The organism is Flavobacterium oncorhynchi, from assembly GCF_002217355.1.
Lineage (GTDB): Bacteria > Bacteroidota > Bacteroidia > Flavobacteriales > Flavobacteriaceae > Flavobacterium > Flavobacterium oncorhynchi.
The window spans coordinates 41,536-64,269 of sequence record NZ_MUHA01000013.1 but is presented as its reverse complement, the minus strand read 5'-3'; the positions used below and the strand labels follow the sequence as shown (position 1 = coordinate 64,269).

The following is a 22,734-nucleotide window of genomic DNA, read 5'->3' as shown; positions in this document are numbered from 1 at the left end:
AAGATCAATTTCATATATTCTTATTATTAACTGTTTATTAGCTAAAAAAGCATTTTTTTATAGGCTGCTTTCTGCTATTAATTAGCAAATATACAATAGTAGTAAACTAACAAAATAATTTTTAAATCATTCTCACAAAATAAGCGATATTTGTGACTTAAAATTAAAAACTATAACGATATAGCAATGGAAGAACGCAATAAAACACTGGGAGAGTTTATTATTGAGAACCAAAAAGCATTTCAGTATTCGTCGGGGGAGCTTTCCCGAATTATCAACTCTATACGTTTGGCGGCGAAAGTCGTAAACTATAAAGTAAACAAAGCAGGTTTAGTAGATATTATTGGCGCAGCAGGCGAGCAAAATATCCAAGGCGAAGACCAGCAAAAATTAGATGTCTATGCAAACGAAGTATTTATCCAGACGTTAATAAACCGTGAGATTGTCTGTGGTATTGCTTCAGAAGAAAACGACGATTTTATAACTGTTCAGGGGAGCGACAACAGTCATAATAATAAGTACGTTATCTTGATGGATCCGCTTGACGGATCATCGAATATTGATGTAAATGTTTCTTTAGGAACTATCTTTTCTGTTTTTAGAAGAGTTACTCCAATAGGAACTCCGGTAACAAGCGAGGATTTTTTACAACCGGGAATCAATCAAGTTGCAGCAGGATATGTAATTTATGGAACTTCGACTATGTTAGTGTATACAACTGGACATGGTGTAAACGGATTTACACTAAACCCGGCAATTGGTACATTTTACCTTTCACATCCCAATATGAAATTTCCAGAAAACGGAAATATCTATTCCGTAAACGAAGGGAATTATGTTCATTTTCCGCAAGGTGTAAAAAACTACATCAAATATTGTCAGCGTGAAGAAGAAGACAGACCTTATACGTCAAGATATATTGGAAGTTTAGTTTCAGATTTTCATCGAAATATGATTAAAGGCGGAATTTATATTTATCCAACAAGTTCAAAAGCACCAAAAGGGAAATTGCGTTTATTGTACGAATGCAACCCAATGGCGTTTATTGCAGAACAAGCCGGAGGAAAAGCAACAGACGGTTTTGGAAGAATTATGGAAATCCAGCCAACAGAACTGCATCAAAGAGTTCCATTTTTCTGCGGAAGCTATAAAATGGTAGAAAAGGCTGAGGAGTTTATGAAAGAAGCACAATAGTAAACTGTTTTTTTGGGGCGACGCAACCTTTTTGCATTTTCAACATCTTTTAAATAAAAGACTTATGAAAAAACTATCCATTTTGTTAATCTTGACCGTAGCTTTATTTGGCTGTTCTAATGATAATGATTCCTCTGGAGTAAAAATTAGATTGTCGAATGCGAGTAAATTTAATTTTAAAAATATTACAGTAAATACTTCAACCGGAAATGTGAATTTCGAGGATGTAAGTTCAGGACAGAAAACAAGTTACAAAGTATTTGAGTACGCGTATAGCTATGCATTTGTTGAGTTACAAATTGATGGTAAAACATATACATTGCAGCCTATTGATTATGTTGGAGAAACAACTCTTGAAAAAGGGAATTATACATATGAGATTACTGCAAATGAAAGTCAAGAACGACAAGAAAAATTGGGGTTGAAATTAATTAAGGATTAATGCGCCATTCTGTTTTATGAAATAGAATTGTTTAAACAATAATTGATATTTTATAATTCACAAATCTGAATATAGTACAAACAAAATAAACCCGACTAGATTTTAAATCTTGTCGGGTTTATTTTTGAGTTTTATTTAGGTTTCAATTTTTAGGTCAGCATATAAACTGAAGGCTAAAATCAGAACACTAAATACTAAATATTATTTATTCATATTTTCCATTTCAAAAACAAAAGTATCTAAATCTACTTTTTTGTCTACTAAAGACAATGCTTTTGAAATAATGTAATTTACGTTTCCTGGAGTAAATCCTAAAGCTAATCCCATACGAGTCAACATAACTTCTTGTTGGTCTCCTAAATGATGATCAACATGAACCATTCTCGCCAAATCAAACAAACGCTCTAAACGTTGTGCATATAAATACGGCGGGTTTATTGGATGTTTCCAAGGATCAACTAAGATTTCACTGTATTCTTCTTCCGAGATTTCTAATCTTGAAGCTAATTTGTCCAAAAAGTCTTTCTCCTCAGGACTTACTTTACCGTCAGCAAATGCTACACGCACAATTGCAGAGAAATGACCTCTGTTTCTTTGTTTGAATTCGTTATCAAATAATTCTGAAAATGGCATAATTAAAAAGTGTTTTATTTCGCAAAGATAAATCTTATTTTAATTTAACAATTTTAAATTCCTCATAAATTTAACTTATTTTTATTCATTGTTTTAAGAACTGTATTTACTGAATCTTCAAAATAAATCGTATGTTTACAACCCCTAATCATTAAAATATTATTAGTTCTTATGTCAGAATTTTGGATTTACTTTCAAATAGGTTTAAAGCATGTTTTAGATATCAACGCTTACGATCATGTTCTTTTTTTAATCGCATTAACAGTTCCATATACTTTTAAAGACTGGAAACGTATTTTGCTTTTAGTTTCTTTGTTTACAATTGGTCATACCGTAGCGTTAGTACTCTCTGTTTTTGGAATAATTGCAGTAAAAGTAAATCTTGTAGAGTTTTTAATTCCAATAACAATTTTAATTACAGCTTTATATCATCTTTTTACAGCAGGAAAAGCAACTAAAAATGACGGCATAAATTTAATATTTTTTGTAACGCTGTTTTTTGGAATTATACACGGACTAGGATTTTCGAATTATTTTAAAACTATTTTAGGAGGTTCGCCAAGTTCAAAATTGTTACCTTTAGGAGAATTTGCTTTAGGTATCGAAGCAGCGCAGTTAGTAGTGGTTTTTGTGGTTTTGGTAATCTCATATATTGTACAGACGGTATTTCGTTTTTCAAAACGCGACTGGGCACTTGTGATGTCGGCTTTTATTATTGGAGTAGTAATTCCGATGATTATCGAAAGCCCAATTTGGAACAGATAAAATAAATGGAAGTAAAAAAGCTTAATAAATACGATAAAGCCTATTTGAGAATCGCTAAAGAATGGAGTTTACTCTCTTATTGCAAGCGTAAACAAGTGGGTGCTATCATCGTAAAAGACAGAATGATTATTTCTGACGGCTATAATGGAACGCCTTCAGGATTTGAAAATTGCTGTGAAGACGAAGATGGTTTAACACGCTGGGATGTTTTACATGCCGAAGCAAATGCGATCTTAAAAGTAGCGCGATCAACACAGTCTTGTGAAGGTGCAACTTTGTATATCACGCTTTCGCCATGTAAAGAATGCAGTAAATTAATACATCAATCAGGCATAAAAAGAGTAGTTTATCATAACGGATATCGTGATGACTCTGGAATTCAATTTTTAATAAAAGCGGGTGTCGAAGTAGAACATATTCCTGTTTTAGAAGAATAATGAAATTTAATCCCAAATATCTGCCCATTGTTATTGGAGCCACTTTTGCTCTAGGAACAGTACTCGGAAGTTTAATGCACACTTCTGCAGATGATCAGTTTTTGGCTAAAAATTACTCCAAAACTAAACTCAATAAACTTATCGATTTTATCAATAATGAATATGTTGACAGCATCAACACCGATTCAATTGTTAATCTTACCGTTGATAATATACTCTCAAAATTAGATCCACATTCCGTTTATATTCCGCCAAGCGAACAGGCTGAAGTAGCCGAAAGTATGAAAGGTGATTTTGTTGGAATCGGCATCAATTTTTATATGTATAAAGATTCTGTTGCCATTATAAAACCTGTTGAAAACGGGCCTTCTGCAAAAGCAGGATTAAAATCTGGCGACCGAATTTTATTCGCAGGAAAAACTAAATTATACGGACGAAAACTGCCATCAGACAGTTTGTTTTCTAAACTAAAAGGAGCTAAAGGTTCAGAAATTGAATTGACTGTTTTTAGAAAATCTGAACAAAAGAAACTAAAGTTTAAAATCAAAAGAGACATTATTCCAATTAAAAGTGTCGATGCTTCTTTGTTGATTGGGAATAACGTAGGTTACATCAAAATAAATCGTTTTGCCGAAACTACTTTTAACGAGTTTAAAACAGGTTTGACACGATTAAAAGAAAAAGGAATTCAGTCGCTCGTAATTGATCTTCGTGATAATGGAGGCGGTTATATGGAAGAAGCGATTGCAATTGCAGATGAATTCTTAAAAGACAAACAGTTGATTGTTTTTACCAAAAATAAAAACGGAACAACAGAAAAAACGTATGCTACAAAAGCAGGAAGTTTTGAAGCTGGGAAAGTATATGTGTTAATCAATGAAAACAGTGCTTCGGCAAGCGAAATTCTGGCGGGAGCAATTCAGGATAATGATCGTGGGACTATCGTTGGGCGTCGTTCTTTTGGAAAAGGTTTGGTACAGCGTGAAATGGATTTCAACGATGGGTCGGCAGTTCGTCTTACCGTGGCAAGATATTATACGCCAACTGGAAGGTCAATTCAAAAACCGTATAAAAAAGGAAATGAAGCGTATTTTAAAGAATCAGAGTCACGTGTTACAACAGGCGAATTGTATGCAAAAGACAGCATAAAAGTAGCAGATTCTTTAAAGTTTAAAACGCCAAAAGGTAAAATCGTGTACGGCGGCGGCGGAATTGTCCCGGATGTTTTTGTGCCGATGGAAGCGGAACACGGAAATGAAAATGTTGCTTATTTGCTTCAAACTGGAATAGTAGGGCATTTTGTTTTTGAAGAATTGGATAAAAACCGAAGCGCTTTTAAAGATGCTCATTTTAATGAGTTTCTGGCGCAGATGAAAAATTCTGACGACTACTTTAAGAAGTTTAAAAAATACATTTCATTAACCGGTTTAGATCTAAAGTTGGATAAAACCAAAGCATTGGTAAATAGATATATTACTGCAGAATTTGCCAGACAATTGTATGGAGAAATGTATTATTATGATGTTATTTTGAAAGATGACGCCATGGTAAAAACAATTTTAAATCCGAAAAAGTAACCATAAACCTTTTTAATATGGAAGTAGTAACTGTTGTAAATGCCGAAATCGAACTGTTGACTGCGATTAAAAATGCCGATGTTTTAGCATTAGAAAAAATGCTTCATGACGATTTGTTGTTCAATTTGCCAGATGGCAATACAATCACAAAGCAATTTGATCTTGATTCCTATCGTTCGGGTAAAATGAAAATTGATATGATTGAAGCTTCTGATCAAATTATTAATTTAATTGGCGATTCGGCTGTCGTTGTTGTTACAGTTTCATTAAAAGGAAAATTTGATAATAACCCGATTGATGGTGTTTTGAGATACATTCGTGTTTGGAAACAGTTTGGCGAAGATCTAAAAGTGATCGCTGGAAGCTGCACACAGTTAGCGTAAATTTTCAAAACAAAACTTTGCTTACTTTTCTTAATTATTAGCTCTCAAGATTGCGGATAAATCACAAAATATGAAAAATCTAAAAAAGATAAGTTTCCTTTTACCTCTAATAGCTTTTGCAATTTCTTGTGCAAGTATGAAGGATAAAAATACAATTTCGGGAAAAGTTCAATCCATTGAATTTGGAAAGGATGGTTATACAGCTAAAATTAATACTGCTAAAAACGAAGTTTATTTTGCTACAATCAGCATTGTAAATGTTGGCGGTCCAGAAAACTACAAGAAATTAAAAGAAGGCGATGAGGTTTCTGTAAAAGGTGAGATCTGGAAAACGGATACTGAGAAACATATCAAAGTAAAAGAAATCGTTTCGGTAAAATAACAGAAACGGTTTAAAATTTTATCGAATACTATCATGTGCGTGAGTTTGTACGCCGTTATTCCATAAAGTAAGAATATCTGTAGCAACTGCCGCGCCGCTTCCTGCTGCAATGGCCAATTGGCTTCTCCAGCCTGCCAAAGTTCCAATTACATAAATGCCTTCGGCTACTTTATGATCGTCGTTTTTAAGCTGAATACGTTGTTTTTCGGGAAGCGCTTTTTTATGAGGTTCAATATACTGCATCAAACCTTCAATATCAAAAGTATTTGCGGAACCAATTCCAATAACAATGTTTTTTGTTTGGTAGGAATTTTTATTGGTAATTACAGTAAATTCAGGATAAGTTCCTTCTACTTTAATTACTTTTTCATTTGCGATTTGAGTAATATGCGGATAAGAAGCTGCTAAATCTTGTGTGCTTTCTGTTAGTAATTCAGAGCCTAATTTTCCAGGCGAAATACCATAAGCATTGTAAAAAATAGCTTCTTGTAAAGAAGAATTCTTTTGATGTGTAAAGATTCCAATTTTTTTATCGGTAACAAAAGCTTTGTTTTTGGCAGAACCTAAAACAAGGGCACAAGAAATCCCTGAGACTCCTCCACCGACAATTAAAACGTCAAACATATATTATCGACCGTTTGTTTTTTCTTCAATTCTTTTTGAAATTCTAAAAATCAAAAGAATCAATACCGCGCAGAAAGAAGCTGCGATTCCAATAAAAGCTACCATACTATCACCTTGAAAAGGATTTTTAAAGTCTAATAACGTAATATTAAAAACAATTAGAGCTAATGCTAGAAGCACTAAGATTGAAGTAAAGATTTTCATATGCTTATTTATTTGTCTAAAATAGTAAAAAGGAACTTTAAGTTAAAAAAAGTCTTAAAGTTCTGTTTTAGAAATTTTATGAGGTAAAAGTATAAAAATAAATCTTAGACAAACAAACCTTTAACATTAGCAGCAAATAATTTAACAGCAATTGCTAAAAGTATGACTCCAAATGTCTTGCGAACCACGCCAAGTCCGTTTTCTCCTAATAAATTTTCGATTTTTTTAGACGATTTCAAAACAATATAAACTAAGACGATGTTTAGTATGATTGCAATGATAATATTAACCGTATGAAATTGAGATCGAAGCGAGAGTAAAGTAGTCATTGTACCTGCTCCGGCTATCAATGGAAAGGCAAGCGGGACAATTGAAGCTGATCCTGGTTCTTCGTCACGGTAAATTCTAATTCCTAAGATCATTTCTAAAGCAAGAAAAAATAGTACAAACGAACCTGCAACGGCAAATGAATGTACATCAATACCAATCAGACCTAAAAAACCTTCGCCGACAAATAGAAAAACGATCATGATGGCACCGGCTACTATAGAAGCTTTTTCAGATTCGATGTGGCCTACTTTAGCTCTTAAATTTACTATAATAGGAATAGAGCCTACAATATCGATTACGGCAAAAAGGACCATTCCAACAGTAATAATTTCTTTAAAGTCGATTTCTAGCATATGGTTCTGATTTTAAGCGATTAATAATTTGCTGCAAAAGTAGGTAATAAAGTTAGTTGATTTTTTGTTACACTGTATTTTTGTTATAAAAACACACATTCAATATGTAAAATGTGATATTTATAACATTGTGATATTTTGATTGTTGATTTGTAGAAAAAGAGACAGTTTATTTTTGAACTTAATTTTTTTCAGCTTGTTTTTAAAAAAGCGAATAAAATCAAACGTTAAAAATTATAACTTACTGAAAATCAATTAGTAAATTTGTTTGTAATTTTAAGTTTATTGATCATGGAAAGAATGCGGTTGGTTGTAGTACTCTTGGTTCTGTTGTTTTCATTCAATAGTTCGCAAGCTCAAATTTGGCAGCAAATTAAAAAAGCTGCAGAAGATAAGGCTGGTAAAAAAGGCCAAAGCGACAGTGGTAAAGCTGTTGATCAAAATGTAAATATGAATGATGCGATCTTGAATTATGGAAAAAATAAAGTAGATCCGTCAGTTGTGCCAAATTCCTATAATTTTAGCTGGAAATATGTTATGGAAATTAAAACCGGCGAAGGAAAGGCAATGAATGCTGATTATTTTTTAGAACCTAATGCAGCTTATTTTGCAATGAATATCGATCAAGGGAAAGGGCAAAGTATGTTGATGATTATGGATTCTAAGAATAATATAACGGTGACAGGTTTTGGTAACGGTAAAGAAAAAATGGCTTCGGCTTCAAAAATGCCGGATTATTCAGAAATGGCAAAAAAAGAAAGTGAGAAGACTAAATTTACCATAAAGACATTGCCTAACAAAACTTTTTTAGGATACAATTGCAAAGGAATTCAAATGACAAATGATGAGCATGATATTATTTGCTATTACACAAGCGAAGCTAAAGTGAGTTTTGGTGACATGTTTAAAAATCAAAAAGGCTGGAAAATGCCCGAGGCTTTTACAAATTATTTTAAACCAGAAGATAAAACTTTATTGATGGATATGACGATGAAGGATTTGAAGAATAAAGGAAAAGTGACTACAATGAAATGTGTAAGTTTAGAAAAAAGCGCTTACGTATTTAATAAGGCTGACTACAAATTTATGTAGATAAAATAGTAACATTCTAAATTAGTTTGGTTTAAGAACATAAGTGTGGGAGTGATTTTTATTTCCTGAATCTTTAGTTACCTTTGCAAAATGTTTCAACTAGGAAAAACCATCGTATCAGAGGATATACTCGAAAAAGAATTTGTTTGTAATTTATCAGCATGCAAAGGGGCTTGCTGCGTCGACGGCGATGCAGGTGCACCTTTAAGTGAAGCTGAAACTAAGATTTTAGAAGAAATTTATCCTAAAGTAAAACCTTTTTTAAGAAAAGAGGGAATCGACGCAATCGAAGCGCAAGGTACTTGGGTAAAAGGAACTGACGGAGATCTGGAGACGACTTTGATTGATAATAAGGATTGTGCTTATGTTATTTTTGACGGGAAAACGGCACTTTGCGGAATTGAGCAAGCTTATAATCAAGGAATCGTAGATTGGAAAAAACCAGTTTCTTGCCATTTATACCCAATTCGTGTAAAAGACTTCACAGAGTTTGCTGCTGTCAATTATGATAAGTGGGATATTTGTGATGATGCGTGTTCTTTGGGTAAAGAATTAGAAGTTCCCGTGTATAAATTTGTCAAAGAAGCATTGATTCGCCGCTTTGGAGAAGATTGGTATTTGGAGCTTGAAAAAGTAGCAGAAGAACTTAAAAATTCGTAAAAATTCGGCAAGGCTTATCGTTGTTGAAAAGTGATTCGTTTTCACTCAGAAAAAGGAAAGCCGAGCCTCAAAAAAAAACTTTAAAAACATTTTAGAATTCCTTGCTTTTTATTTCAAAAATTCTATATTTTACAGGGCTTCAAGATGTGTATTCAGTATTTAAATCATTCATTTACAGAGAATTGATTGTTGTATGAAAAACATTTCAATTTTTCATCGTTGTTAAAAACTACGCCCGATTGTGAATAAGTTTGGCTTTTATTTTTGGCAGCAATTAACAATCTTTGTAGTGTATTGAATTAGAAAAAATTCAGTAAAAATTATTAAAAAAATTGTCATGTCACAAGTCGAACCAATACTACAAGAAAATAAAAATCGTTTCGTTATTTTTCCTATCAAACATCATGATATTTGGGAATGGTATAAGAAAATGGAGGCTAGTTTCTGGACTGCAGAAGAAATCGATTTGCACCAAGACTTGACAGATTGGAATAACAAGTTAAGTGATGATGAAAGATATTTCATCAAACATATTTTGGCATTCTTTGCAGCTTCTGACGGAATCGTAAATGAGAATCTTGCTGAGAATTTTGTAAACGAAGTTCAATATGCTGAGGCTAAGTTTTTCTATGGTTTTCAAATCATGATGGAAAATATTCATAGTGAAACGTATTCTTTATTAATTGATACTTATGTAAAAGACGAAGCAGAAAAAGCAGAATTGTTTAATGCTTTGGAAGTTTTTCCTGCAATTGGTAAAAAAGCAGAATGGGCTTTAAAATGGATCGAATCTGATTCATTTGCTGAAAGACTTATTGCTTTTGCTGCTGTTGAAGGTATTTTCTTCTCTGGTGCTTTCTGTTCTATTTATTGGTTGAAAAAACGTGGTTTAATGCCAGGTTTAACTTTCTCTAATGAATTGATTTCTCGTGACGAAGGCGTACATTGTGATTTTGCAGTTCACCTGCACAATCATCACTTAGTAAATAAAGTTCCAAAAGACAGAATTAAAGAAATCATTGTTGATGCTTTAAATATTGAAAGAGAATTTGTAACAGAATCTCTTCCGGTAAGTTTAATTGGAATGAACGCTACTTTAATGACGCAATATCTAGAATTTGTTGCTGACAGATTATTAGTAGAATTAGGCTGTGAGCGTGTTTATGGATCGGCGAATCCGTTTGACTTCATGGACATGATCTCTCTTCAAGGAAAAACCAATTTCTTTGAAAAACGTGTTGCAGAGTATCAAAAATCGGGTGTGATGAACACAGACAGTGATGCTCAGAAAATTTCATTTGATGCAGATTTTTAGACAACAAAAATAATTTCAGTGTTATTTAAACCCTGAAAAGAATAGAACTTTTACAAGTATTTTTTTAGATTGAATCTCTTTCCCCAATCGAAGATTCAATGACATTTTTTAATGCCTTTTCGGTTTGTTTTTCAGACTGGAAACAGATAACTATTGAGAATCCTACAATTCTCAAAAAAAAGATAATTTTTAAAACACACAATGTTTAAGTGCTGAGATTTATTTTTCAGTGTCTTTCATTTTTTCAATAACTAAAATAGTAAGCTTATGTATGTAGTAAAAAGAGATGGTCACAGAGAGCCGGTAATGTTTGATAAGATTACAGAAAGAATCAAAAAATTGTGCTACGGCTTAAATGAGCTTGTAGATCCCGTTAAGGTAGCGATGAGAGTTATCGAAGGATTGTATGATGGAGTTTCGACTTCAGAATTGGATAATCTTGCGGCAGAAACTGCTGCGTCTATGACTATTGCACACCCAGATTATGCACAATTAGCAGCTCGTGTGGCAATTTCAAACCTGCATTCAAATACAAAAAAATCGTTCTCTGAAACGATGAAAGATATGTACAATTACGTAAATCCAAGAAATGGTCAAGATGCACCGTTACTTTCGGATGAAGTATTTAAAGTAATTCAGGAAAACTCTGCTTTCCTTGATTCGCATATCATTTACACTAGAGATTTTAATTACGATTACTTTGGTTTCAAAACTTTAGAGCGTTCTTATCTTCTTAAAATAAACGGAAAAATCGTTGAGCGTCCGCAGCACATGTTAATGCGTGTTTCTGTTGGTATTCACTTAGACGATTTAAAATCGGTAATTGAAACTTACGACTTAATGTCTAAAAAGTTCTTTACGCACGCAACACCAACGTTGTTTAATGCAGGAACTCCAAAACCGCAAATGTCTTCTTGTTTCCTTTTGGCAATGCAGGATGATAGTATTGATGGTATTTACGATACATTAAAACAAACAGCAAAAATCTCGCAATCAGCTGGAGGAATTGGACTTTCTATTCATAACGTTCGTGCGACAGGATCTTACATTCGCGGGACAAACGGAACTTCAAACGGAATTGTTCCAATGTTGAGAGTTTTCAATGATACAGCTCGTTACGTAGATCAAGGAGGTGGAAAACGTAAAGGAAGTTTTGCGATTTACATCGAAACTTGGCATGCTGATATCTTTGAATTCTTAGATTTAAAGAAAAATACTGGAAAAGAAGAAATGCGTGCAAGAGATTTGTTCTTCGCAATGTGGACTTCAGATTTGTTCATGAAACGTGTTCAGGAAGATACAACTTGGACTTTAATGTGTCCTAACGAATGTCCAGGATTATACGATGTTTACGGAGAAGAATTCGAAGCAATGTATACGGATTATGAATTTAGAGGAAAAGGAAGAAAAACAATCCGTGCTCGTGAATTATGGGAGAAAATCCTAGAATCGCAAATCGAGACTGGAACACCATATATGTTGTACAAAGATGCAGCAAACCGTAAATCGAACCATAAGAATTTAGGAACAATTCGTTCTTCAAACTTGTGTACAGAGATTATGGAGTACACTTCTAAAGATGAAATTGCAGTTTGTAATTTAGCTTCAATCTCATTGCCGATGTTTATTGAGAACGGAAAATTCGATCACGAAGCGCTTTACAATGTTACAAAACGTGTAACTCGTAACTTGAACAAAGTAATTGACAGAAATTACTATCCTGTAAAAGAAGCAGAAAACTCAAACATGCGTCACCGTCCAGTAGGATTAGGAGTGCAAGGTTTAGCAGATGCTTTTATTATGCTTCGTTTGCCGTTTACAAGTGATGAAGCAAAAGTTCTAAATCAAGAAATTTTCGAAACATTATACTTCGCAGCTGTAACCGCTTCTATGGAAATGGCAAAAGAAGAAGGACCATATTCAACTTTTGAAGGTTCGCCAATGTCACAAGGAGAATTCCAACACAATATGTGGGGAATGAAAGATGAGGAATTATCTGGTCGTTGGGACTGGGCTTCATTAAGAAAAGAAGTAGTGGAACACGGAGTTCGTAACTCATTATTGGTTGCGCCAATGCCAACAGCTTCAACTTCTCAAATTCTAGGAAACAACGAAGCTTTCGAACCATATACATCAAACATTTACACACGTCGTGTATTGTCTGGAGAATTTATCGTAGTAAACAAACATTTACTAGAAGATTTAGTAAAACTAGGTTTATGGAACGAAGACTTGAAACAAGAAATTATGCGTCATAACGGATCAGTTCAAAATATTGATGTTATCCCGCAAGACTTAAAAGATCTTTACAAAACAGTTTGGGAAATGTCGATGAAAGATATTATCGATATGTCACGTCAAAGAGGATATTTTATTGACCAATCTCAATCGTTGAACTTGTTTATGCAAGATGCCAACTATTCTAAACTTACGTCAATGCATTTCTATGCGTGGCAGTCAGGTTTAAAAACAGGAATGTATTACCTAAGAACAAAATCGGCAGTAGATGCGATTAAGTTTACTCTAAACAACGATAAGAAAGAAGAAACTCCAACGGCAGCAGCTGTAGAAACTGAATCTATCAGCGTTGAAGATTACAAAGCAATGTTGCTAAAAGCACAAGCTGGAGATCCTGAAGATTGTGAAATGTGTGGGTCTTAATTCTTTTTAGAGGAAAGAGAATAGAATAAAGATTTATATCTTTAATTTATAGAAAGCAGTTATTGTAATGATAACTGCTTTTTTTTTCAATTTAACGGACTTTTAAAATACTAAAATATAAATGATGAAGAAGATAATTTTATTGAATGTGTTTATTTTTGGCATCTTGAGTTGTAATAATAAATCTGTAGATTCTTTAGATAATCAAAAATATATTGAGGCTAAAAGTAGCTTTAACAGAAAGCTTGTTGATCACTTTCCTAAAAAGGTGACATCGTATCCATTTCAAACTGTTAATAGCAAGAACATATCAAAGAGTGATGTTCGTTTTATGTTATATGAACATGAGAAAGATCTAAAAAATGTAGATTCAGTTGTTAGAAGTTTGGAAAAGAAATCATTGGCTAAGTATAGTTCGAATGATTCGTGTTTGTTAATTGTCAATCGTTTTGAAACACTTAAAACTTACGAAAATGTTGAAGATGTTGCTATTACTGATAGTGCTAAAATAAATCAAGATTGTTTTAGGAATTTGTATCCAATACCTAATTTTATAGAGAATGAATTTTCTAAGGGAAAGAATGGAATTTATTTAGAGAATAATTTTGATATTTATGTTTTAGAGGCTAAAAAAGGGAATTGGTTTAAAGAATTTAAAATGATACCAAATCCCCAAATGCCAGCAAATTGGAAGAATGGATACTCAAAAGGAATAGCTGTTAACAGAGGGAAAAAAACGTTGATTTATTGGGGTGTTATCTGGTAGTATTTTGAAAGTATTATTGTTATTCGGCTTTTTTAGAAGCTATTTTCTCTTTAATCAGGGCTGTTTAATTTCTTGAACTTATAAATAACTTTCCGCAGTGATAAATCATATTATAGGGGTGGATTTTAATACATTCTTCGCAATAATCATCGGTTTTATTATTGACAATATCGTGATAAATTCCCCGTTTTAATTATTACCAAAAACTTTTTCAAAACTTAGCACCTTAGCATCTAAGAATCTCAGAACCTTTCTCTAAATTAAACCTTTAGGAGAAAGTCGAGTCTTATTTCTAAACAAATTCCTGTGTTATGAAAAAAAGCAATCTTTGGTCGTTACGGTTGGGTTTTTCTGGAAAAGAATCCGCTGCAATAGAAAAATTAGGATTAGAAAAATTTCTAAAACATTCCTATGATTCAAAATTCGATATACAACTTCCCGCTTTTTTAAACGATGATCCTAAAACACTACTAGAGCTCAAAGAACTTCGAGAATCTATAAAAACCGCTGATTCAGAAGAGAAAAAGAAAGCTCTTAAAAAAGAAATCTACTCTGCAGTTGAATTAAAAAAATGGTGGATTGGTAAAATGCGTAATGACGAATTTCCATTACGCGAAAACATGGTTTGTTTTTGGCACAATCATTTTGTTTCCACTTCTCAAAAAGTAAAGGTCAATTACTGGATTTACCAACACAATATGATTTTACGCGAACATGCGTTCGGGAATTTCAAAGAGCTGACCAAGCAAATCATAAAATCGAATGCAATGGTAAAATACCTTGATAATGTCGATAATAAAAAAGGAAAATATAATGAAAATCTAAGTCGTGAATTACTTGAATTGTTCACGATCGGAATTGGAAATTATACCGAAAGCGACATTAAAAATGGAGCAAGAGCTTTAGCAGGATTAAATTACGGAGACGATGGTGCAGTTTACAGGCGTTTTGCTGAAGATAATAGTGATAAAACTTACTTTGGGAAAACTGGAAACTGGAAAGCAGATGATTTGGTTGATATCATTTTTGAGCAGAAAAACATACCATATCTCATCACTCGAAAAATACTAGAATGGTTTATTTATGATAATCCGTCAGAGGATTTGGTGATTTATTATGGCGATTACTTTAGAAAAGTAAAGTTTGAAATTCAACCTTTATTAACTAAAATTTTTACTGAAGAATACAAAAAGGAAAATTCAGGAACAAAGATCAAAGATCCTCTGGTTTATATTTTGCAGCTTTTGGATGAGTTACATATCGATGATCTGGACGATGCTATGATTCTGTTTTTTATTAAGCAGCAAGGAATGGATTTGTACAATCAAGTAAATGTAAAAGGATGGGACGGTGGGAATTCCTGGCTGACTTCGCAAATTTATTTACAACGCAACAATACATCCGATTTGCTTTGCAGCGGAAGAAGTATTACTAGAAAAGTATTAAATACGATGAATTCTGATACAGAAAAACCAAAATTAGAATTTGAAAAGCTCAACATAAAGATAGATTTTGATTCTAATGGAAATAACAAAACGATTATTGCTGAATTGTCGAAAAGATTGTTATTTAATGTAAACGATGCCACGCAAAAAGATATGGAGAGTTTGCTGAAATATGATTTTGATCCAAAAGAAACGCACGCCAATTTCGCTGTAATAAGACTCTTTGATTACATTACAAAACTACCCGAATATCAATTAATTTAGAAAACTGCAGCTATGAACAGAAGAAATTTTCTAACGCTTACAGGAACTTTTACAGGCGGAATGCTGGTGCTTCCTGATTTTTTACACGCTTTTGGCTCGCAGAATAATTTGGTAATCGGTGAGCAATGTATAGTGTTTGTGCAATTGAATGGCGGGAACGACGGATTGAATACCTTTATTCCTTACGATAATCCGTTGTATTATGATCTGAGAACAAAAATAGCTTTAAGTAAAGATGCAGTTATTGGTAAAAATAAAGGAATGGCGTTTCATCCATCCCTAAAAGATTTTGCTCAAATGCAGCAAAACGGAGATTTAACCGTAATTCAGAATGTTGGATACCCTGAGCCTATTCGTTCTCATTTTCGCAGTCAGGAAATTTGGCAAACCGCAGCAGACTCAGATAAATATATTAACGAAGGCTGGTTAGGACGTTATCTAGACTTGCAGTGTAACGGACATCAAGCAACTGCGGGAATAAATTTGGATTCGATCGATAATCTGGCTTTAAAAGGATTAGAACCTAATTCGATCACGGTAAAAGATCCAAACCGATTTAAAGTAAAATCAGATAAAGAAGAAAATGTAACCTTGTCAGACAATCCGCAATTGGATTTTGTTCGGAAAATCGCCAATTCCGTTACCGAAGGTTCAGATGAAATTCAGAAAGCATTAGCAAAATCAAAATCTGAAATTAGTTATCCAAAAACAGAATTATCCAAAAATCTAGAATGGATTGGACGATTAATAAAAGGGAATCTAAATTCAAAAGTATATTACACTTCGCTTGGCGGATTTGATACACACGATAATCAACTCGCCATTCATGAGAAAAAATTAACCGATTTAAATGATTCGTTATATAGTTTTTATCAAGATTTGAAACAAGCACAGTTATTGCAAAATGTTACAATAGTTGTTTTTTCAGAATTTGGACGACGAGTAAAAGACAATGGAAACGGAACAGATCACGGAACTGCTGCGCCAATGTTTATAATTGGAGGTAATAATAAAGGAACAGTTTTAGGGAATAATCCTGATTTATCTAATTTGGAAAATGGTGATTTAAAATATGAGATTGACTTTAGAAGTGTGTACGCTTCATTATTACAACAAAAAATGAATTTTGATTATTCTAAAATTGGGATTTTGAATAAACCAGTTTCTGGATTGTTTTGAGAATAGTTTGCCATGAATTACACAAATTTTCACGAATTTTTATTTTGTTTTTTCTGTATAATAAATTTATAAGTTAGATTTTAAAAGGTATGATTTGTGGAAATTTGTGTAATTCGTAGCAAAAAAACTTAGCGTCTCAGCATCTCAGAACCTTAGAACCTCAATTTAATATTCTCATTTTAAACGGATATTTTTATATTATCATACAAATCATCCTAAATTTGTTAAGAAATCCCTTTTTGTTTCATAAAATGCAATCTTTTTTTTGGTGCAGTAAAAATAATTTATACATTCGCAGAGAATTTATTTAAAAACACAAACAAAATGGCAAGTAACCGTTTTTATTTTAGCAACTCTTTTTATTTCTTCTTTAGTAGAAGTGAGGATTGTGCTATGGTTATTTGAGAAAATTTTAAGACAAATAAAACTAATATACAATCCTGATGCAAATCAGGATTTTTTTTTGAATATATGACAACGAAAATTGCAATACAAGGTATCAAAGGTTCTTTTCATCATCAGGTTGTAAAGGAGTATTTCTCTGAAAATGTGGAAATTGATGAGTGTTTGTCTTTTGAAGAATTGATTGACAGCCTGCTTTCTGGAAAATCTGATCAGGCTGTAATGGCGATCGAAAATTCAATTGCAGGGCCAATTATTCCGAATTATGCTTTGATCGACAAGAATAATTTACACATAATTGGAGAGCATTATTTAAATATTCAGCAGAATTTAATGGCTTTAAGAGGCCAGAAAATGGATGATATAAAAGAAGTTCATTCGCACCCGATGGCACTTTTGCAGTGTATGGATTTCCTGAAACAATATCCAAATATTAAATTGGTTGAGGATAAAGATACAGCCGAAACAGCAAGAAGAATTCAGGAAAAGCAATTAACTGGAATTGCAGCAATTGCAAGTGTAACCGCTTCTGAAATGTATGATTTGGATATTATCGCCTCATCGATTCAAACGATCAAAAATAATATGACACGTTTTGTAATCATTAAAAAGCAAAATTCATTTTTGCCAGAAAGCGAAATCAACAGAGCTTCTGTAAAATTTGAATTGGATCATAAAAGAGGAAGTTTAGCAGCAGTTTTAAATGTAATGAGCGATTGCAAACTGAATTTGACAAAAATTCAGTCGCTTCCAAAAATCGAAACACCTTGGAAATATTCATTTTTCGTAGATGTAACATTCGAGAAATACGAAGATTTTGCAAAAGCCAAAGCGTTATTAAATATAATGGCAGAATATTTTAAAGTATTAGGAGAATATAAGAATACAAGACCGTAAGGAAGTTAAGAGTTAAAAGTTAGAAGTTAAAAAAGAAAGCCTAAAGCTTACAGCTTAAAGCCTAAAGCAGAAAAAAATGATTACAACAGCAAAACGATTAGACACAGTTGAAGAATACTACTTCTCATCAAAATTAAGAGAAGTTCGTCAGTTGATGTCTGAAGGAAAATCGATCATCAATATGGGAATTGGAAGCCCTGATTTGAGTCCGTCAAAAGCAGTAATTGAAGCAGTAGCTGCAGCAATTCAAGACGAAAACGGGCATGGTTATCAAAGCTATCAGGGATTACCAGAAATGAGGCAGGCGATGGCAGATTTTTATCGTGATCAGTTTGGTGTTGAAGTGAATCCGAATAATGAGATTTTACCTCTTATGGGTTCAAAAGAAGGAATTATGCACATTTCGTTAGCCTTTTTAAATGAAGGCGATCATGTTTTAATTCCGAATCCAGGTTATCCAACTTATACTTCGGTAACTAATTTGGTTGGAGCGATTCCGGTTTATTATGATTTGAAAGAAGAAAACGGCTGGGAACCTGATTTCGAAGCTTTGGAAAAATTGGATCTTTCGAAAGTAAAAATTATGTGGCTTGGTTATCCTCACATGCCGACAGGAGCGAGAGGAAGTTTAGCGTTATTTGAAAAATTGGTTGCTTTTGCTAAAAAACACAATATATTATTGATCAACGACAATCCGTATAGTTTTGTTTTGAATGATAATCCGATGAGTTTATTGCAGGTTGAAGGCGCGAAAGAGGTGGTTTTAGAGTTGAATTCATTGAGTAAAACTTTCAACATGGCCGGCTGGAGAGTCGGGATGGTTTTAGGAAATCCTGAAATTATCGATGCGGTTCTAAAAGTAAAAAGCAATATGGACAGCGGGATGTTTTACGGAATCCAGAAAGGTGCAATCGCAGCGTTAAAATGTGATAAATCTTGGTTCGAAGACCAAAACAAAATTTACAGACGCCGTAGAGAATTAACGGAAAAACTAGCAGAGAAATTAGGCTGTAAAGTGTATAAAGAAGGAGTTGGGCTTTTTGTTTGGGCAAAACTTCCGGAAGGAATCGAATCAGCAGAGAAGTTCATTGACGAAATATTATATGAGAAACATATTTTCATTACACCGGGAACCATTTTTGGAAGCAACGGTGAAGGTTATATCAGATTCTCATTGTGTGTGAAAGAAGAAAAAGTACAAGAAGCGATTGATCGATTTTAGTATTAAGATTTTAGAATCAAGAACCAAGACTTTTTAACTATTGTCAGGCTGAGCGAAGTCGAAGCCCACGTTCCAATTGGAGCGCCCTTCGACTTCGCTCAGGGTGACAGAAAAATAAAAGGTCTTGAAAAAAACGAGAAGTCCTAGCCCTGATAGAAGTGGAAATCCTTTTACGCCGGGGTTCGGCGGAAAAGATTGAAACGGATAGCAGGAAATAGCTTCTAATAAAAAGAAATATGAAAGTATACGTAATAGGAATAGGATTAATAGGCGGTTCGATGGTGCTGGACATCAAAGACCAACATCCTGATTCGACGATTTTTGGAATCGACAGCAACGAAAAACATTTGCAGGAAGCCATTGATTTAGGAGTTATCGACGAAGCAGGAAGTTTTGAAGATTTGGCTGAAGCCGATTTTGTAATCGTTTCGGTTCCGGTGGATGTGGCGCTGACTGTTTTGCCAAAAGTGCTGGATTCGGTTGGAGATAAAACGATTGTTTTTGAGGTTGGCTCAACTAAAAAACCAATTTGTGATGCCGTTGCCAATCATCCGAAAAGAAGAAATTTTATTGCCACGCATCCGATAGCAGGAACGGAATTTTCAGGACCTTCGGCGGCGATAAAAGGTTTGTTTAAAGGAAAGACAAACATTATTTGCGAAGTGGAAAAAACCACTTTTAAATTGCAGGAAAAGGCGTTAAAGCTTTTTAGCGAAATAGGAATGAGGATTCGATATATGGATCCGACTTCACACGACAAACACATTGCTTACGTTTCGCATTTGTCGCACATCAGTTCGTTTATGCTCGGTAAAACGGTAATGAATAAGGAAAAAGACGAACAGGATATTTTTGATATGGCGGGAAGCGGATTTGAAAGCACGGTTCGTTTAGCAAAAAGTTCGCCGGCAATGTGGACGCCAATTTTTAAGCAGAATAAAGAACACGTTCTGGAAACATTAGAAGAATATATTTCAAATCTCAGTCGGTTTAGAGATTTGTTGAAAGACGAAAATTACAACGCCATTTTTGAAGAAATGGAAAGCACAAATAAAATAAAAGAAATACTAAACGGATTAACAACAACTAAAAAGTAAATTAGAATTAAGATGGAAAATAAGAAAGAAATGAGAAAGTGGTTAGAAGATTTCAATTTGAATCACCCACTTGTGATAGCTGGACCATGTAGTGCAGAAACTGAAGATCAAGTATTGAAAATTGCTCATGAATTGAAAGATTCAAAAGTAAGTGTTTTCAGAGCAGGAATCTGGAAACCAAGAACTCGTCCAGGAGGATTTGAAGGTGTTGGAGAAATTGGATTAAAATGGTTGCAAAAAGCTAAAGCTGAAACTGGTTTATTAATGGGAACTGAAGTTGCGACTGCAGCGCACTGTAAACTAGCTTTAGAACATGATATTGACGTTTTATGGGTTGGTGCGCGTACAACTGCAAACCCTTTCGCTGTTCAGGAAATTGCTGATACTTTAAAAGGAACTGATAAAATCGTTTTGGTTAAAAACCCTGTAAACCCGGATTTAGCTTTGTGGTTAGGTGGTGTTGAGCGTTTACACATGGCTGGAATCGAGAAATTAGGAGTTATCCACAGAGGTTTCTCTACTTACGAAAAAACAAAATACAGAAACATTCCAGAATGGCAGATTGCTATCGAATTGCAAAATAAATTCCCTGATTTACCATTAATCATCGATCCATCTCACATTACTGGAGATCGTAAAATGATTTTCGAAGTAACTCAAGAGGCTTTAGATTTGAATTACGACGGTATGATTATCGAAACACACATCGATCCAGACAACGCTTGGTCTGATGCTGCACAGCAAGTTACTCCAGATGTTTTGAAACAAATCATTAAAGATTTGACGATCAGAAAAACGGATGATACTACAGATGAGTACAGCCAAAAAATGACTAAACTAAGAGCTAACATCGACGTTCTTGATGCTAACTTATTAGAATTGTTAGGAAAACGTATGAAAGTGGCTGACGAAATTGGTCAAGTGAAAAAAGATGCAAACGTAGCGATTCTTCAAAACAATCGTTGGAATGAAATCTTAGGAAAAATGATTTTGGAAGGTGAGAAAAAAGGTCTTACTGAAGAATTCGTTTTAAGAATGTTCAAAGCGATTCACCAGGAAAGTATTGGTCACCAAGAGAAAATTTTCAACGCATAATTTTCTTTAAAATACATAAGTGATATAAGTTAATTTAAGTTTTCTTATATCACAATTTTAAAAATAGATTGTTTTTTTATATTAAATCCCCATTGCTTTCGAGCTTTGGGGATTTTTTTGTGCTTCTTTAAATGGAAAATAAATCTGCGAGAAAATCGGATCATTAAGATGATACGATTTAAGAGTTCTCATATTGTACTGATTAATTCAAATCGAATGCGGTATGTTTGATGTACTTTCTATCATAAGTATATAAAACATGTACTTTTTTATCAGTAGTCTGGATGATTGCCGGGTAACTGAATTCGCCTTTTTCCTGTTTTTCGAGATCAAATAATTTTTTCCAATTCAGACCATCTTTTGAATATTCTACGTCCAAAATATTTCTTCCGTTAAACCAGTCTTTTCCTTGTGGTAATGGATTATTTACCAATAAAAAAAGGTTTTTATTTATGGTTAAAGCATCTATTCCTGAATTGGAATTGATTACATTGATTGTATTGGTTCTTATCCAGCTTTTCCCGTTATCTCCAGACCAGCTTGAAACTATTTTATTGTGTCTGCTTCGGGATAACATCTGAATATCAGTCGCACTATGAATTAAAAATGTCGGCTGGATGACATTAAAGTTCTGTCGGTTTTCTACCGCTATTTTCTTCCAAGAATCAGTCGCTTCTGTATATTCTTCAACATGGATTCTCCATTCGTCGGTATTAACACTTTCTGTACTGCTCCCACATAAAATTATTCCTGGAATAGTTTCAATAGGTTTGTTACGAATTGGTCCGTAAATTCCGTCTGGAAGGTATTTTGGTTCTCCCCAAGTTGTTCCGTTATCTTTGGAAATAATCATAGCGCCAAACCATTCTCTTGGATTTTTTCCTACTTTGTAAAACAAATACAAATTCTGGCTTTTAGCTTTAAAAAGAACCGGATTCCAGCAAGGCAGTGTATCTGCACCTTTTATTAAGGGCTGAATCAATTCTTTTGGTGCCGACCATTTTTTATCTTTATAAGCTGAAATATAAATTCCGACATCTTTTGATCCTTCATATTTTCCTCCAAACCAAGCAGCTAAAATCTCATTTGGCTTGTATTCTACCAAAGTTGATGCATGGCTGTTTGTCGTCACGGGTGGATCTGCAATATAACTGCTTTCTATATTAATTGCTTTTGTCTGTGCTTTCAATCCGTTAGAAACAAGAAAGGTTACCAATAAAGCTGTTATAGCACATTTTGTTTTCAATATCATTTTATTCTTTTTTTGAGATGTAATAGAAAAATGAAGCAGATTTTTAAATCCATCATTTAACAT

At 33.7% G+C, this 22,734-nt stretch carries 23 protein-coding genes; 18 read left to right on the top strand and 5 right to left on the bottom strand.

Translation table 11 applies throughout. From position 1 onward, the window contains the following. Positions 1-186: 186 nt before the first annotated feature. Both fbp and B0A75_RS10795 read left to right on the top strand, forming a co-directional pair. Positions 187-1,194 carry a class 1 fructose-bisphosphatase gene (fbp, locus tag B0A75_RS10800; protein WP_089054286.1) on the top strand — a complete coding sequence of 336 codons (1,008 nt, stop codon included), beginning with the start codon at positions 187-189 and terminating at the stop codon, positions 1,192-1,194. 64 nt (positions 1,195-1,258) lie between these two features. Then, entirely contained in the window at positions 1,259-1,636 is a 378-nt protein-coding gene (locus B0A75_RS10795) for a hypothetical protein (protein ID WP_089054285.1), read from the top strand. 201 nt (positions 1,637-1,837) lie between these two features. On the opposite strand, the gene B0A75_RS10790 is transcribed toward B0A75_RS10795, so the two are convergent. Further along, positions 1,838-2,269, bottom strand: coding sequence for a tellurite resistance TerB family protein (locus tag B0A75_RS10790; protein WP_089054284.1), 432 nt, complete (start codon positions 2,267-2,269; stop codon positions 1,838-1,840). A gap of 171 nt (positions 2,270-2,440) precedes the next feature. On the opposite strand from B0A75_RS10790, the gene B0A75_RS10785 reads away from it, so the two are divergent. From B0A75_RS10785 to B0A75_RS10765, 5 genes are all read left to right on the top strand, one after another. Continuing rightward, positions 2,441-3,034, top strand: a complete 594-nt coding sequence (locus B0A75_RS10785; RefSeq protein ID WP_089054283.1) for a HupE/UreJ family protein — start codon at positions 2,441-2,443, stop codon at positions 3,032-3,034. A 5-nt stretch (positions 3,035-3,039) separates the two neighbouring features. After that, positions 3,040-3,471, top strand: coding sequence for a deoxycytidylate deaminase (locus B0A75_RS10780; RefSeq protein WP_089054282.1), 432 nt, complete (start codon positions 3,040-3,042; stop codon positions 3,469-3,471). Next, positions 3,471-5,048 carry a S41 family peptidase gene (locus tag B0A75_RS10775; protein WP_089054281.1) on the top strand — a complete coding sequence of 526 codons (1,578 nt, stop codon included), beginning with the start codon at positions 3,471-3,473 and terminating at the stop codon, positions 5,046-5,048. The genes B0A75_RS10780 and B0A75_RS10775 overlap by 1 nt, the downstream gene beginning before the upstream one ends. A 17-nt stretch (positions 5,049-5,065) precedes the next feature. Continuing rightward, complete coding sequence (locus B0A75_RS10770) at positions 5,066-5,431, top strand: nuclear transport factor 2 family protein (protein ID WP_089054280.1); 366 nt, start codon at positions 5,066-5,068, stop codon at positions 5,429-5,431. Positions 5,432-5,501: 70 nt separating this feature from the next. After that, on the top strand, positions 5,502-5,813 hold the full coding sequence (locus B0A75_RS10765) for a hypothetical protein (protein ID WP_089054279.1): 312 nt from the start codon (positions 5,502-5,504) through the stop codon (positions 5,811-5,813). 18 nt (positions 5,814-5,831) lie between these two features. Here B0A75_RS10765 and B0A75_RS10760 read toward each other — a convergent pair whose 3' ends face one another. From B0A75_RS10760 to B0A75_RS10750, 3 genes are all read right to left on the bottom strand, one after another. Beyond that, a complete protein-coding gene (locus tag B0A75_RS10760) occupies positions 5,832-6,437 on the bottom strand; it encodes an FAD-dependent oxidoreductase (protein WP_089054278.1) in 606 nt (201 codons plus the stop codon). A 3-nt stretch (positions 6,438-6,440) separates the two neighbouring features. Further along, positions 6,441-6,641, bottom strand: a complete 201-nt coding sequence (locus B0A75_RS10755) for a hypothetical protein (RefSeq protein WP_026728410.1) — start codon at positions 6,639-6,641, stop codon at positions 6,441-6,443. A gap of 104 nt (positions 6,642-6,745) precedes the next feature. Further along, positions 6,746-7,324 (bottom strand): MarC family protein, encoded by a 579-nt coding sequence (locus tag B0A75_RS10750; RefSeq protein ID WP_089054277.1) that lies wholly within the window; start codon positions 7,322-7,324, stop codon positions 6,746-6,748. Between the two features lie 291 nt (positions 7,325-7,615). Between B0A75_RS10750 and B0A75_RS10745 the strand changes: the two genes are divergently transcribed. From B0A75_RS10745 to B0A75_RS10695, 11 genes are all read left to right on the top strand, one after another. Beyond that, on the top strand, positions 7,616-8,416 hold the full coding sequence (locus tag B0A75_RS10745) for a DUF4412 domain-containing protein (RefSeq protein ID WP_089054276.1): 801 nt from the start codon (positions 7,616-7,618) through the stop codon (positions 8,414-8,416). A gap of 90 nt (positions 8,417-8,506) precedes the next feature. Next, the gene (locus B0A75_RS10740; RefSeq protein WP_089054275.1) at positions 8,507-9,076 is read left to right on the top strand and encodes a DUF3109 family protein; all 570 of its coding nucleotides are present in this window, start codon (positions 8,507-8,509) and stop codon (positions 9,074-9,076) included. Positions 9,077-9,413: 337 nt separating this feature from the next. Beyond that, on the top strand, positions 9,414-10,391 hold the full coding sequence (locus B0A75_RS10735; protein WP_089054274.1) for a ribonucleotide-diphosphate reductase subunit beta: 978 nt from the start codon (positions 9,414-9,416) through the stop codon (positions 10,389-10,391). A gap of 267 nt (positions 10,392-10,658) precedes the next feature. Further along, positions 10,659-13,052, top strand: coding sequence for a ribonucleoside-diphosphate reductase subunit alpha (locus B0A75_RS10730; RefSeq protein ID WP_089054273.1), 2,394 nt, complete (start codon positions 10,659-10,661; stop codon positions 13,050-13,052). A 121-nt stretch (positions 13,053-13,173) separates the two neighbouring features. Further along, positions 13,174-13,818, top strand: a complete 645-nt coding sequence (locus B0A75_RS10725) for a hypothetical protein (protein WP_089054272.1) — start codon at positions 13,174-13,176, stop codon at positions 13,816-13,818. Between the two features lie 311 nt (positions 13,819-14,129). Beyond that, a complete protein-coding gene (locus B0A75_RS10720) occupies positions 14,130-15,527 on the top strand; it encodes a DUF1800 domain-containing protein (protein WP_089054271.1) in 1,398 nt (465 codons plus the stop codon). Between the two features lie 12 nt (positions 15,528-15,539). Further along, positions 15,540-16,706, top strand: a complete 1,167-nt coding sequence (locus B0A75_RS10715) for a DUF1501 domain-containing protein (protein WP_089054270.1) — start codon at positions 15,540-15,542, stop codon at positions 16,704-16,706. Positions 16,707-17,177: 471 nt separating this feature from the next. After that, positions 17,178-18,005 (top strand): prephenate dehydratase, encoded by an 828-nt coding sequence (locus B0A75_RS10710; RefSeq protein WP_089054269.1) that lies wholly within the window; start codon positions 17,178-17,180, stop codon positions 18,003-18,005. Positions 18,006-18,081: 76 nt separating this feature from the next. Then, complete coding sequence (locus B0A75_RS10705) at positions 18,082-19,227, top strand: pyridoxal phosphate-dependent aminotransferase (protein ID WP_089054268.1); 1,146 nt, start codon at positions 18,082-18,084, stop codon at positions 19,225-19,227. Between the two features lie 236 nt (positions 19,228-19,463). After that, positions 19,464-20,324: a prephenate dehydrogenase gene (locus tag B0A75_RS10700; protein ID WP_089054267.1), complete on the top strand. Its 861-nt coding sequence runs from the start codon at positions 19,464-19,466 to the stop codon at positions 20,322-20,324. Between the two features lie 12 nt (positions 20,325-20,336). Continuing rightward, complete coding sequence (locus B0A75_RS10695; protein ID WP_089054266.1) at positions 20,337-21,419, top strand: bifunctional 3-deoxy-7-phosphoheptulonate synthase/chorismate mutase type II; 1,083 nt, start codon at positions 20,337-20,339, stop codon at positions 21,417-21,419. Positions 21,420-21,621: 202 nt separating this feature from the next. Here B0A75_RS10695 and B0A75_RS10690 read toward each other — a convergent pair whose 3' ends face one another. Next, complete coding sequence (locus B0A75_RS10690; protein WP_089054370.1) at positions 21,622-22,671, bottom strand: sialidase family protein; 1,050 nt, start codon at positions 22,669-22,671, stop codon at positions 21,622-21,624. Positions 22,672-22,734: the final 63 nt, after the last annotated feature.